Origin of the sequence: Mesorhizobium sp. LNHC229A00, from assembly GCF_000502415.1 — a bacterium.
GTDB lineage: Bacteria > Pseudomonadota > Alphaproteobacteria > Rhizobiales > Rhizobiaceae > Mesorhizobium.
Genome location: NZ_AYWQ01000002.1, coordinates 155,615 through 168,638, shown reverse-complemented (window position 1 = coordinate 168,638; position 13,024 = coordinate 155,615). Strand labels below are relative to the sequence as shown.

General features: G+C 62.0%; 14 protein-coding genes and 2 pseudogenes. 5 read left to right on the top strand and 11 right to left on the bottom strand.

What is annotated here, in order from left to right:
• The first annotated feature begins 218 nt into the window (after positions 1-218).
• The 3 genes from X742_RS165520 (at position 219) to X742_RS165530 (ending at position 2,349) form a co-directional block, all read left to right on the top strand.
• Complete coding sequence (locus tag X742_RS165520; protein WP_023770263.1) at positions 219-1,112, top strand: branched-chain amino acid aminotransferase; 894 nt, start codon at positions 219-221, stop codon at positions 1,110-1,112.
• 145 nt (positions 1,113-1,257) lie between these two features.
• On the top strand, positions 1,258-1,575 hold the full coding sequence (locus X742_RS165525; protein WP_023770262.1) for a hypothetical protein: 318 nt from the start codon (positions 1,258-1,260) through the stop codon (positions 1,573-1,575).
• A gap of 135 nt (positions 1,576-1,710) precedes the next feature.
• Positions 1,711-2,349, top strand: coding sequence for an MBL fold metallo-hydrolase (locus X742_RS165530; protein ID WP_023770261.1), 639 nt, complete (start codon positions 1,711-1,713; stop codon positions 2,347-2,349).
• A gap of 93 nt (positions 2,350-2,442) precedes the next feature.
• Here X742_RS165530 and X742_RS165535 read toward each other — a convergent pair whose 3' ends face one another.
• From X742_RS165535 to X742_RS165545, 3 genes are all read right to left on the bottom strand, one after another.
• Positions 2,443-2,883, bottom strand: coding sequence for a BA14K family protein (locus X742_RS165535; RefSeq protein WP_023770260.1), 441 nt, complete (start codon positions 2,881-2,883; stop codon positions 2,443-2,445).
• 185 nt (positions 2,884-3,068) lie between these two features.
• Positions 3,069-3,281, bottom strand: coding sequence for a cold-shock protein (locus X742_RS165540; protein WP_008877668.1), 213 nt, complete (start codon positions 3,279-3,281; stop codon positions 3,069-3,071).
• A 316-nt stretch (positions 3,282-3,597) separates the two neighbouring features.
• Positions 3,598-3,810 (bottom strand): cold-shock protein, encoded by a 213-nt coding sequence (locus tag X742_RS165545; protein WP_006202520.1) that lies wholly within the window; start codon positions 3,808-3,810, stop codon positions 3,598-3,600.
• A gap of 642 nt (positions 3,811-4,452) precedes the next feature.
• On the opposite strand from X742_RS165545, the pseudogene X742_RS01000000169575 reads away from it, so the two are divergent.
• Positions 4,453-4,794 (top strand): annotated as a pseudogene (locus tag X742_RS01000000169575) (Kazal-type serine protease inhibitor domain-containing protein).
• Positions 4,795-4,836: 42 nt separating this feature from the next.
• Here X742_RS01000000169575 and X742_RS165550 read toward each other — a convergent pair.
• Together X742_RS165550 and X742_RS165555 are read right to left on the bottom strand one after the other, a co-directional pair.
• A complete protein-coding gene (locus X742_RS165550; protein WP_023770259.1) occupies positions 4,837-5,454 on the bottom strand; it encodes an NAD(P)H-dependent oxidoreductase in 618 nt (205 codons plus the stop codon).
• A gap of 324 nt (positions 5,455-5,778) precedes the next feature.
• Complete coding sequence (locus X742_RS165555) at positions 5,779-6,048, bottom strand: hypothetical protein (RefSeq protein ID WP_023770258.1); 270 nt, start codon at positions 6,046-6,048, stop codon at positions 5,779-5,781.
• An 875-nt stretch (positions 6,049-6,923) separates the two neighbouring features.
• Between X742_RS165555 and X742_RS165560 the strand changes: the two genes are divergently transcribed.
• Positions 6,924-8,540 (top strand): sulfotransferase, encoded by a 1,617-nt coding sequence (locus tag X742_RS165560; protein ID WP_245273809.1) that lies wholly within the window; start codon positions 6,924-6,926, stop codon positions 8,538-8,540.
• 104 nt (positions 8,541-8,644) lie between these two features.
• Here the strand turns inward: X742_RS165560 and X742_RS165565 are convergent, their stop codons facing one another.
• The 6 genes and pseudogenes from X742_RS165565 to X742_RS165585 all read right to left on the bottom strand — a co-directional run bounded on the left by X742_RS165565 (position 8,645) and on the right by X742_RS165585 (position 12,919).
• Complete coding sequence (locus X742_RS165565; protein WP_023770255.1) at positions 8,645-8,998, bottom strand: DUF1428 domain-containing protein; 354 nt, start codon at positions 8,996-8,998, stop codon at positions 8,645-8,647.
• Positions 8,999-9,098: 100 nt separating this feature from the next.
• Positions 9,099-9,515, bottom strand: a complete 417-nt coding sequence (locus tag X742_RS165570) for a glyoxalase/bleomycin resistance/extradiol dioxygenase family protein (RefSeq protein WP_023770254.1) — start codon at positions 9,513-9,515, stop codon at positions 9,099-9,101.
• Positions 9,516-9,667: 152 nt separating this feature from the next.
• Entirely contained in the window at positions 9,668-9,850 is a 183-nt protein-coding gene (locus X742_RS165575) for a hypothetical protein (RefSeq protein WP_023770253.1), read from the bottom strand.
• Positions 9,851-9,988: 138 nt separating this feature from the next.
• A pseudogene (locus tag X742_RS1000000173775) lies at positions 9,989-10,138 on the bottom strand (addiction module antidote protein, HigA family); the annotation flags it as partial.
• 48 nt (positions 10,139-10,186) lie between these two features.
• Positions 10,187-11,713 (bottom strand): ABC-F family ATP-binding cassette domain-containing protein, encoded by a 1,527-nt coding sequence (locus X742_RS165580; RefSeq protein WP_023770251.1) that lies wholly within the window; start codon positions 11,711-11,713, stop codon positions 10,187-10,189.
• 300 nt (positions 11,714-12,013) lie between these two features.
• Complete coding sequence (locus X742_RS165585) at positions 12,014-12,919, bottom strand: DMT family transporter (protein WP_023770250.1); 906 nt, start codon at positions 12,917-12,919, stop codon at positions 12,014-12,016.
• Positions 12,920-13,024 lie beyond the last annotated feature (105 nt).

The following is a 13,024-nucleotide window of genomic DNA, read 5'->3' as shown; positions in this document are numbered from 1 at the left end:
TAATTTCCCTGCAATGGTAATTTTTGACAAGCTTTTGAGCGGATTGCGAACGAAAAGGCGAGGCAGGCCGGTTTTTCCGGAACTTCCTGAGTTTGCCAGGGCGCGAATATCCGCTTACGCTTCCAGACACCGGCCGGCGTCTCCAACCACATGGCGCTGCCAAAAAAGAACACGCAACGACACTAGGATATGCGGGTCGCGACCCGCGGGAGGTTACCATGGCATCCGTTCCCTTCGATCAACTGGACGGCTTCATCTGGATGAATGGCGAGATCGTCCCGTGGGGGGACGCCAAGATTCATGTGCTGACCCACGGCCTGCATTACGCCAGCGCGGTCTTCGAGGGTGAGCGCGCCTATGGCGGCGAGATCTTCAAGCTCAACGAGCATACGGAACGCCTGCATGAATCGGCGCGCCTGCTCGGCTTCAAGATTCCCTATTCGGTGGTCGAGCTCAACGACGCGTCGACCACGCTCCTGAAGAAGCAGGGCTTCCAGGACGCCTATGTCAGGCCGATCGCCTGGCGCGGCAGCGAGCAGATGGGTGTTTCGGCGCAAAACAACCGCATCAACGTCGCCATCGCCATCTGGCAATGGCCGAGCTATTTCGACCCGGCGCAGAAGCTGAAGGGCATCCGTCTCGATGTGGCGGAATGGCGCCGGCCCGATCCGCGCACGGCGCCGTCGCGGTCTAAGGCCGCCGGCCTCTACATGATCTGCACCATGTCCAAGCATGCCGCCGAGGCCAAGGGCTTTGCCGACGCCATGATGCTCGACTGGCGGGGCCAGGTCGCCGAAGCAACCGGCGCCAACATCTTTTTCGTCAAGGACGGCAAGATCCACACTCCCAAGCCCGATTGCTTCCTCGACGGCATTACCCGCCGCACGGTCATCGGTCTCGCCAGGGATCGCGGCCTGGAGATCATCGAACGCGCCATCCTGCCGGAAGAATTGGAAGGGTTCGAGCAGTGCTTCCTGACCGGAACGGCAGCGGAAGTAACTCCGGTTTCGGAGATCGGCCCTTACCGATTCGAAGTCGGCGAGATCGCCAAGAATCTCATGAACGACTATTCTATCGCCGTTCAACCCAAGCATGCTATCGCCGCAGAATAACGATAGTCACAGCTTTTCGTGCAAGCAGGGGCGGTTTTCGGGCCGCCCCTTTTATTTCAGCGTTTCTGCATTTGACTTTCATCCAATTCGGCGTCTCATCATGGTGTCGGCCCGGGAGGCTGGCAGCTATGGAGGGACTAATCATATGGACATGAACACGCTTCTTCCGATCATTATTCAGATTATTACAGGCATTATTGGTGGTCAGGCGGTCAGTGTGGCGATCAAGACGGCGGCAATGGGCCAGCTTACCAAGATCCTGGGCGGAGCCATCGGCGGTGTCGGCGGCGCGGCGATCCTCGGCAGCCTGCTTGGCGGCGGTACGATCAGTCCTGACGCGGCCGCGGCGGCGACCAGCGGCCTGGGCAGCGCGCTCAACCTGCAGAACATCCTCGGTGGCGCCGGCGGTGGCGCGATCCTGACCGGCATTCTCGGCGCGGTCATGGGCGCCATGAAGAAATAAGCCCGCCGATCTCGGGCTTCGCAGAATGGGCGGCTTCGGCCGCCCATTCTTTTGGAGACGCACTGTTTGGCCTTCGGCTGTGGACGGTTTTGACCGATGCCTCTACATGATCGCTGACACAGCGAAAGGACGATCATGGGTCAGCTCAATGCCGGCATCGTGCCGGTCACACCGTTCCAGCAGAACTGCACCATCCTGTTCGACATGGACGACAAGCATGGCGTCGTCGTGGATCCGGGTGGCGACATCGACAAGGTGCTGGCAACGTTGAAGGACAACGCGATCACGGCCGAGGCGATCTGGATCACGCACGGCCATATCGATCATGCCGGCGGCGCCATGGAACTGAAGGAAGCACTCGGCGTCGAGATCATCGGCCCGCATGAAGCCGACAAGATGCTGCTCGACAATCTGGAAAACCAGGGCAGGCGCTACGGCATCGGCGGTGTGCGAAACTGCGTGCCCGACCGGTTCCTCACCGAGGGCGAGACGGTGTCGTTCGGCGGCCATGTGTTCGAGGTGCTGCATTGCCCCGGCCACGCGCCGGGCCATGTCGTCTATTATAACCGCGCCGCCAAATTCGCCCATGTCGGCGACGTTTTGTTTCGCGGTTCGGTCGGCCGCACCGATCTGCCGGGCGGCGACCATGCGGCCCTCATCGCCTCGATCAAGGACAAGCTGTTGCCGCTCGGCGACGACATCGGGTTCATCTGCGGCCATGGCCCCGGCGGGCGTTTTGGCGAGGAACGGCGAACCAATCCGTTTTTGACCTGAATGAGACAGGGACCGCTGCCGGAAGCCCAACTAGCTCACAACAAAAAAGCGCTGGCCTTGCGGTCAGCGCTTTTTTGTTTGGGGCAGGGAAGCTCAGTTGGCGGTGCAGAAATGCTGTTCACCATCGCTGCCGGTGAAGGTGCCGGTACGGGAATTGAAGGTGCGGTAGCGGTCCGAGCAGTACTCGTACCAGCCGCGCGTCCACGGCTCGGCGTAACGGTCGGCATAGACCACCTGCGGTTCCGCGTAGTAGCGGCGGACCGGGGCAGGGCGCACCCGCACCTCACGATCGTAGTAACCGTCATCGTAATAGCGGTCGGAATCGGGTGGTGGCCTGTCATTGGCCAATGCGCCACCGATCAATGCGCCGGCGGCAAGGCCGAGAACGCCGGCTGCTACAGCGTCGCCATTGCCATGGCCATGGCCGTGATGGTGCCAACGGCGCCAGTCATCGGCATTGGCCGCCGAAAAGGTCCCCAGCGTGGTGGCGACCACGGCTGCGGACAGCACGGCTGTCTTGAAAATGCGGTTCATCTTGGTCTCCTTCGTACCGGACCGTGCAGTTTCTTGCAGGGGATGCAGTCCGGCTTTACCGATGACTAATATGGGACCGTGGCTGAACGGGGGCTGAACGAAAATTTGGCCGCACGCATTCTTTGACGCCCTCAAAACCGCACCTTCGGCGCGGACCTGACTGCCGGAGCCGGTCCGAAGCCGGCTCAGCCGACCGACAGGTTGACGGCCTTGGGTCCCTTGCCGCGCTTGTCCGGCTCGGTGTCGAATGTCACTTTCTGCCCATCTTCGAGACCGGGGAGACCCGACGCCTGCACGGCCGAAATATGGACGAAGACATCCTTCGCGCCATCATCCGGTGTGATGAAGCCGAAGCCTTTGGCATGGTTGAAGAATTTGACGGTGCCGGTCTGCGGCATGGGAAGCTCCTTTGATCCCATAAATTCCAGTCTCGGGCCGGCAAATGCCCGAATGGAAATTTGTCCTTTATTTTAGCGCTATCGGCAAGAGAAAGTTTTGCAGGCACTTAAAGCACGTCGCTTTAAGTGCTTGTTATGATGCGCGTCATTGGCCCGGACCTGGGATGAACTTCCGGATGAGATGAGTCTATGCTGCGCGGCGGACATGCAAAAGGCGCGGCGAAAACCGCCGCGCCTTTCAAAAATCCGTCTGCCTGCCCAGGTCCTGGTCAAGCTCCTCGTTGGCCCATCCGCCTGGGATGTGCGCGCCGATCGCTCAGGCTGCGCGCAGGTTGACCGCCTTCGGGCCCTTGCCCATGCGGTCCGGCTCGACGTCGAAAGTGACCTTCTGGCCATCGACGAGCGTGCGCAGGCCCGAAGCCTCGATCGCTGAAATGTGGACGAACACGTCCTTGGCGCCGCCGTCGGGCGTGATGAAACCGAAGCCTTTGGTCGCATTGAAGAATTTAACGGTGCCGGTCTGGGCCATTGGGGAAACTCCTTCACCCGTTCAGTCTTGGTGGTCCTGCCCGCCACCTGGCGTCGAGGGCAGTTCCTGGTGGTTGCTTTCGGCAGTCATGCATTGGCGCATGGTCAAACCCCCCGCCGAAAAACGGGGCCGTCAGAGATTCACAGTATCGGGGAAAGGTCGTCCAAAACGTTCCGCTCTCCGGGTCGCAAATGCCCGAACACAGAATTTATCGCACGGAAACGTGAAGGTTGCAAGATAGCGCCGCGGGTCGCCGCCCTTGGCGCATCCCGACGCAAAAATCGGCCGATCAAAGCGGCGACCGGCCGCAAATAGGCTTCGTTGGCGGAGGGGTCATCGGCCCACAGCGCCGGTCATGGATGGGCCAGATACGACGATTGCCGGCGATGCGGCCGAGGCCTACCGGTTCGGGTGTCGTTCTCCTACAGAAGCCGCAAACAAGGGTTGCAATTGGCAGTGGAATGACGAGGGTCACGCCGTGGGCGACTGATCTAAATCTTGTTTTGGTCGATATAATTACCAACGTACCGCCACGCGGGCTTGGGTGGTACGGACCGGTACGCGGATCAAGTGAGAGACGATCTTGAGGTTCTTGCGGCGATCTTTTCACGGCAGGTTTTTGCCATCCTTTTCCTGTAGGCAATTCTTGCCGCCTGCACGGTGGTCGTCGATGGACGGACCTGGGCCGCGACCGCCTCCGCCGCCCTGAACCGCAATTCTGCACCAAATACGAACCGATCTGCAGCCCGGCGCGGCGGAGATCGCCAGACCTTCGCCAATGCCTGTCTGGCCGATCGGGCGGGTTACCGCGTCGTGCGTGACGGGTCCTGTCGCGGTGGCGGCGGCGGTGATGGCGAGCAGACGTTCTGCAACCGTGAATACGCGCCGGTGTGCGCCCGCCGGCATGGCGAGATGCGCACCATTCCCAATGCCTGCGAGGCGCGTGCCTCGGACTATCGCGTCGTCGGCGAGGGGCCGTGCTGAGATTCTGCCCTCTCCCGCGAGGGGGGAAGGCAAGGCGGCTCATTATTTTTCCACGCCAATATAAGCTCTGCTCTTGAGCAGGCCGGCCAGATGAGCAGCGTTTGAGGCCGCCATTTCGATGGCCTCGGTAACCTTGTCGGGGTTTTTCGGCAGGTCGACGTAATTGACGTCTTGCATGGCTTCACCGACCCAGTAGACGCCGCCATTGGCGGGGATGGTGAAGCCGACATCGTTCAGCGCCTGGAAGCACTCCGCGTGGCAGTGATGCGCGCCGTCCTCGTTGCCGACGATCGCCACCAGGGCCACCTTGCCGGCGGCCGGCATGCGGCCCTTGTCGTCGGTCTCCTCGAGAAAGGCGTCCATCCGCTCCAAGACGCGCTTGGCGACGCTCGATGGCTGGCCCAACCAGATCGGCAAGCCGAGAATGAAGATATCTGCGGCGAGGATCTTTTCGCGCAGGCCGGGCCAGTCGTCGCCTTTGCCCATGTCGGAGAGCACGCCGGGCTTGATGTCATGATCGAGCGCGCGCACGACCTTGCCTTCCACGCCATGCGGCTTGAGCGCCGCCAGCAGATCGGCGATGATCTTGTCGGTGGACGATTTTTCCTTGTCGCCGGAAGCTTTCAGCGAACAGTTGAGGGCAAAGGCGGTGAGGGACATCGCGAAACTCCTGCATCTGGGTGTGCAGGCTCAACGCCGCGAGGCGTTTGCGGTTGCGCGGCGTGTCGGCTGGCCTCCGCTCAGCTGGCCGGATTGTCGGCCATTCGAGATTGTCTTCCGTGGTGACCCGCTCGTGGGTCTCTTGGTCGCTGCGGATGCGATATTGCGGGGAACCGTCCTTGACCGGCAGCCTGCTCTTGATCTCGAACAGTTCCACGGTCTTGTTGACCAAGCCGGTCCTGCTTTTCATCCGCACGGTCTGACCGATGGCGAAGAGATGCGAGGGGGTATCGGTGCGCGGTCGCGCATTCTGTTGAAAACGGATCATGCTGCATTCTCCCGGTCGCGCACCAGCGCGGTTTCGAGGTCCAGGTGGTCGATGGCGACAAGCTGGCTGGTGAGCGGGTTGTTCACCGCCTTTGCCGGCAGGTGGATGAAGGTGGCGACGCGGCGCCAGGCAAGCCGCGACATGCCCTCGATCAACTCCTCGTCGTGATCGATGTCGTAGTCGCCGGCCGGCAGTTGTCCTTCCAGGCCACCGAGCACGAATGGCGCGGTGAAATGGGCGATGGAACGGGTGGTGCGGTCCGGCATTGTCCTGGCCTTGATATCCCGCCTCGCGGCGTCACGTGAACAGCGCCCTGAGCGCAAAAAAGGCGGGGACACGACGACTGTAATCCACGCGCATCCGGTACTAACAATTGGAATGAGATTGGCGGATCGAGAACCTCCGACACCGCGAGATGACAAATGTGGCCCAAACCATATTTCCTATGTAGCTCAATTCGGCGCTCTATTCAAGAATAAGATCCGAACTCCTCGCTTCGATCAGAAAAATAGATGGATATAATTTTTGGAATAAATCTGCTATGGCTGCAGATATCTTCGAAAATTTCTTGGAGGCGTGCCGAGTTTTTCCTCGGCGTCTATACTTTTATTTTTTCTGAAAGGGATAAAGCCATGGATTCAGTCAGAACTTCGAAAGGGAAGAGCGTGGCGATCAATCCGATCGTCAGGCCAATCGCCACGTACGCCATTGGCGCTGCCGGAAAGCCGATGGCCGNCGTGGCGATCAATCCGATCGTCAGGCCAATCGCCACGTACGCCATTGGCGCTGCCGGAAAGCCGATGGCCGTCCAGTCGGCGCGGCTGACCATCAGAAGCGACGAGGCGGCAAGGCGAACGATCTCCGATACCGATGGAACTGTGAGGCGGGCCAGGCAGGTTGCCGAGACCAATCGCCTGATTTGATCGCTTTCGCCGCGACGTGAGGCGCAGAATCAAGCAAAGCCTTGAACCTGTAACGCCGATGGCCTAGATCGCGGCAGGCGCACGAACACGGTAGGTGTCCCATCAACAGAGATCAGAGAAGAGCGGCGGGTGCGGGAACCAAGCCTGGCACGGCTAAGTCTGGCGGGGGAGGACAGCCGCCGCTGGGCCTCGACCAGTATGTGCAGCAGGCATTGCAAATGCACCAGGCTGGGCGCCGGCAGGAAGCCGAGGCGATCTACCGCCAGGTGCTGACGCGTCAGCCCAAACACGCGGCCGCGGCGCATTTCCTGGGGTTGCTGCTGCACCAGACTGGGCGCAGCGAAGAAGGCATGGATTTCCTCGAACAGTCGGTTCAGCTGCAGCCGACCAATCCCGACTTCCTCAACAATCTCGGCACGGTGATGCGCGATCTGGGCCGTGTCGCGGCGGCGATCGATTTCTTCCGCGGCGCGGTGGACCTGCGGCCGGAGCAGCTCGCGGCGCGCGACAATCTCGGCTCATCGCTGAAGCAGATCGGCCGGTTCGACGAGGCCGAGGACATCTATCGCGGCACGGTGCAGCGCAATCCATTCCACGTGCGCGCCCGTATCGGGCTTGCCGAAACCCTGCAGGAAGCCGGACGCCTCGACGAGGCGCTGGCTGTCTTCCAGGAGGCACTGACCATCCGGCCTAGGGATGCCGACCTGCTGCACGGACTGGGTGTCGGGCTGATGGAAAAGGGCAAGCTCGACGAGGCGACCGACCTGTTCCGGCAGGCGGTGGCGATCCAGCCCGGCATGGCCCGCGCGTGGCTGATGCTGACGCAAGTCAAGCGCCAGAAGGAGCGCGATGTTGAAATGGCCGGCATGGAGGCGCAGCACGCCAAGGCGCCTCAGGACAGCCTGGCACGCATGCAGCTGTCGTTTGGCCTCGGCAAGGCCAATGACGATCTCAAGGACTATGACAGAGCCTTCGGCTATTTCGCCGAGGGCAATGCCATCCGCCGCAAGGGCATCGACTACGACCCGGTGAAGACGCGCGCCGAGTTCGAGGCAATGAAGACAGTGTTCGATGCCGGCTTCTTCGAAAAGCACAGGCCGAGCCCGATTGCCGACGACGCGCCGATCTTCGTCGTCGGCATGCCGCGTTCGGGTACGACGCTGGTCGAACAGATCATCGCCAGTCACCCCCAGGTCTTTGGCGCGGGCGAGCTCAGCATCCTGAAGACGGCGGTCGGCAAGCAGTTCCCGTCGAACATGCCGGGCGGCTTCCCGTGGGGCGTGGCCGACACGGACGATAGGGATTTCGCCGAGGCGGGGCAGGCCTATCTGGACATGCTGCATGCCCGCTATCCGCATATGCGCCACGTCACCGACAAGATGCCGGGCAACTTCCTGCTTGTCGGCTTCATCCACATGATGCTGCCGAAGGCCAGGATCATCCATTGCGCCCGCGATGCGGCGGCGACATGCCTGTCGATCTACAAGGTGCATTTCCGCGGCGACAGCCACCGCTATGGCTATGACCTCGGTGAGCTCGCCGATTTCCACAATCTCTACACCGACATCATGGCGCATTGGCACAAGGTGCTGCCCGGCGTCGTGCACGATGTGCGCTACGAGGATTTCGTCGCCGACCAGGATGGGCAGAGCCGGGCGCTGATCGACTATCTCGGCCTGCCATGGCACGATGCCGTGCTGTCGTTCCACCAGACCGACAGGCCGGTGCGCACGGCGTCGGCCGCGCAGGTGCGCCAGCCCATGTACCAGGGATCGGTCGATCTGTGGAAGCGCTATGGCGACCGGCTGAAACCACTGCTGGATAAGCTCGGATAGGCCAATATCGCGGTAAGGCCGGCCTGCGAACGGCGGTTTCCCGCGCTTCCGGTACTCACGTATTCAAATGTACGCTCGGTTCCGGACCCCGGGGTCGAGCTGTCTCAAAGTTCCAGGAAGGGCTGGAAGCCGCCGAAGATCATGCGCTTGCCGTCGAACGGCATCGTGGCCATATCGCGCTGCAGACGAGGGTCGGCCATCACCTTGGCCATTACCGCATCGCGATCTTGCCTGGATTTGTATACGGCCCAGGAGAAAACGACGATCTCATCGTCCTTGGCCTGAACGGCACGCGGAAACGAGGTCAGCTCGCCATAGGGTACATCGTCGCCGATGCATTCGACATAGGCGAGCGCGCCGTGTTCCATCCATATGGGGCCTGCGAGGTTGGCGAGCTTTTTATAGTCATCGAGATTTGCCTTCGGCACGGCAAGCACGAAGCCATCGACATACGACATGGTGGTCTCCTCTTTGCTGAATTCGAACGCCGGGTCAGCGGGGAAAAGACCCGGCGCGGTTTGGCGCATCCCCTCGGCGACGGGGCGCGCTCGCTAAAGCCTATTCCGTCGGTGCGTTCATTGCCCAGGCGACGCCGAAGGGGTCCTTCACCTGGCCCCAGCGGTCGCCCCAGAACATCACCTGCAGCGGCGTGACGGCCTCGCAGCCGGCGTCGACGGCGCGCTTCCACCAAGCGTCGATATCATCCTTGCCGAGATGGAGCTGCAGCGTATAGCCCTGCGCCGCCTGGTGCGGATGGCCGTGTTCCGGATAGGCGTCGCCCAGCATCAGTGTCGAGCCGTTGATATAGAGATGGATATGCATGGTGCGGCCTTTTTCATCCGCCGGGTAGGCAAAGACTTCCTCGGCCCCGAAAGCCTTCTTGTAGAACTCGGCCGCCTTGATGGCACCGTCGACCTCAAGATAGGGGGTCAATCCGCCAAGCACTTTTGGCCGGGGTGGGGTCTGGTCGGTCATTGCATGTTCCTCTTCACGTTTGTTTGGTCTTGCGGACCATAGGACGGATGAGATGACGGCAATCCTACAGGACGTTGAAAATTTTTCGGCTGGCCCGGTTCATCGGGCGACAGGCCAGCTTTTGAGGGCTTCGCACTGGCGGCGGGCCATGGTCATATGACCTTGGCCGAGGACGTTGCGGCGCGGCGGCTGTCGCGGGCGTCGAAGATTTCCGGAAAGCCGATATCCTTGCGCAGTTCGGCCGGCAGCGACAGCAGGATGCGTTCGCTGCGGTGACGGGCGCGCGCGGCGGCATACCGGGTTGCGATGCGACCGATGGATGACAGGACGGACATGGTGACTTCTCCCTTGGGTTGGCGCCGGCATCATCGTGTCGGCATCCCAAGGACGAGGCAGCAACGGGCGATCCGACAGATTGCCCGGAGAATTTTTTGTCGGCGTTTAGATCTCGTTCAGGCGCAGCCGAGGAGAACCTATGCGACCTTGAGCGTGGGAATGGCCGAAACATCGACCTCACGCTCGGCGTGCCAGGCATCGAAAGCCGCCTGCATCCGAAGCCAGATCGCGGCGCAGTCGCCGAACAGCTTCCCAAGTCGAGCGGCCACTGCCGGGGACACCGGCTTTAAGAGCCTGTAAGCAAATAAGTTACAGGCATGCCGATCGCCCGCCGCTCAGCCGGTTCCCTCAGCCACCTCGCGGAAGAAGCTTTCCGGATCCTCGACTTCGGTCAGCTTCCCCTTCTCGATCAGCCAGAAGCGGTTGCCGATGCCGCGGATGAAGGAGCGGTCGTGCGAGGCGAGCAGACAGCTAGCCTGCTGCTTCAGCAACTCCTCCTCCAGCGCTTCCTGGCCATCTATGTCGAGATGGTTGGTGGGCTCGTCGAGCAGATAGAAATTGGGATTCGCGAGCCTGAGCGCCAGCATCATCAGCCGTGCCTTCTGGCCGCCCGACAGCACACCGATCTTTTTCTCCTGCATCTCGATGACCACGCCGGCGCCGGCGAGCAGCGAGCGGGCGCGCTGTTCGCCGACATCGTAACGGCGCGAGACCATCGCCAGCGGCGTGTCATCGCCGCTGATGCCCGACAGTGCCTGGTCGCTGAAGCCGAGCACCGTCGACGGCGTCACCTTCACATTGCGCACCGTGTCCGGTTCGAGGATGGCGTTGCGGATCAAGGTGACGAAGCGCGACTTGCCGACGCCGTTGCGGCCGAGCAGCACGATACGGTCGCCCTGGCAGATGTGGCGCTTGCCGGTCCTGAACAGCAGCGTGCCGTCGGGCGTTTCGACCGCCGCGTCGTCGAGCGTGATCAGCACCTTGGCGTGGGTGCCGCGATTGGCGAGTTTGATCGCGCCCGCCGATTTCTCGCGGTGCGCCGGATAGGCGGCCTCTTCCAATTTTTCCGCGCGCTGGTTGAGTTGCTTGGTCTTGACCGTCAGCAGGTCGCTGCCGGAATTGATGCCGATATTGTTGAGCTTGGCCGCCTGCCGGCGCAATTGCTGAGCCACCTTCATGTCGCGCTGGAACTTCCGTTCGGTCGACGCGTCAACCTCGTCCAGCGCCTCCCTGGCGCGGGAATAGGGAAGGGAAAACGCCGGCGACTGTTCCGGGCGCAGGAACAGCGTCCGGTTGGTGGTGGCGTCGAGGAAGGCGCGGTCATGGCTGGCGATGATGACAGGCATCTCTCGCGGCAGCGCGTTGAGCCAGGTTTCCAACTGGCTGATCCTGGCGAGGTCGAGATGGTTGGTCGGCTCGTCGAGCAAAAGCACGTCGGGATCGGTGGCCCATACGCGGGCGATCAGCGCCAGCCGCTGCCAGCCGCCGCTCAGTGCCTGCATTTTTCGCCCGCGCATCGGCTCGGGCACGTCAAGGGAATCGAGAGCCACATCGACGCGCCACATCTCGCTGTCGGCCTGTTCGGGCGGTAACGCCTCGGCCACAACCTCGTGGAAAGTGCGGCCAAGCAGGGCAGAGGCTACGGATTGCTGGACATGGCCGACACGCAGACCGCGCGTGCGGGTGATGTCGCCGGTTGTCGGCTCCAGTTCGCCGGTCAGGCATTTGAGCAAGGTCGACTTGCCGCGGCCGTTGGCGGCGACGATGCCGAGCCGGTCGCCGTTGGCGATGGTGAGGTCGAGATTGGAAAAGAGCGGCGCACTCATGGTGACGCCGAGGGATTTGAGGCTGATCAGGGCCATTTTGATTTCGCTTTTTTGGTTGGCGCATGATCCTTTCCGAAACATCCGGCTTTCGGGGTCATGCGCTCTTGCCGGAAACAACTCCGGGTGCACTTTGACGGTGCGCGTGCCGGCCATCAGGCCAGGCGTTGCATACCACGAAGGGCAGACCAAAAAATCGAAGCGGGAAAAAACCCGGACCGTCCCTGGTCAGCCCTGCAAGCTGGCTCGCAGGGCAGAAATCGGGCCACGCTGACGATGGTGACGAAAAAACGTAAACACGTGAGCCCTCCTTTCGAGACGTTCGAGTGTGACGACTGGCTACACCAAAGGCGAGGCTGATGGCAAGGCCGCCGCTTTCAGGCTGCGCGGGAAGGGGTCCAGCACCAGTATGCAGCCGCCGATGATTGCCACCGCGCCGAAGCCCTGGATCAAGGTCAGCGACTCGCCGAGCACAATCGTTCCGGCCAGCACCGCGATCGTGGTCACAGCGAATTCGACGCTGATGGTCCTGGTCGCTCCGATGCTGGCCACCAGCCGGAAATACACGACATAGGTCAATGCGCTCATCACGCAGGCCAGTATGGCCAGGTAGAGGAAGTCGACAGAGCGCGGCATGGCCGGCACCGGCACGGCGAGCAGCAGCGGCAGCGTCATCAGGCCGCCGAACAGGAACGCGGCGCTGGTGAGTTCCAGCGAGCGGGCCGAGCGCAAATGGCGATTGGCGTAGTTGCTGCCGAATGCCGCCGAGAAGGAACTGAACAGCGAGGCGGCACAGCCGATCGCAAAGGATGCGGTGACCGGAACGGCGGGGAAACCGACCAGGACGATGATGCCGGCAGCGCCGAGCAGCAGTCCGGCAAGGCCGCGAACTGCGATGCGCTCAAGCCCCCAGAGCTGGCCGATGATCATCGAGAACAGCGGGATGGCGGCAACCAGGATGGCCGCCATCGCCGTGCCGATGCGGGGCGTGGCATAGGACAGGCCGATCAGCTGCGCCGCCACCGTCGTCGCGCCGACCATGGCGAAGTGCCACCAGCCGGCGCTGAAATCCAGCCGTCGCCGCGTCACGGCGGCAAGCAGAAAGAGCGTGATGCCGGCGATCAGCGCGCGCAAGGTGACCGCGCCGACCCAGCCAAAGGCATGCACCACCTTGAGCAGCACCAGGAACGACAGTCCCCAGGTGACAGCCAGGAAGACGTAGGCGGCGATGTCTCTGGGTTTCATGGGAGCTGGCTGATGGTTTCGGAGCGGAAGAGCAGAATTGCAAGGCCCGTATAGGTTCGTCCCACGACTGGCAAGGTGGCAAGAAGAGCTGATCTATAATGGAGG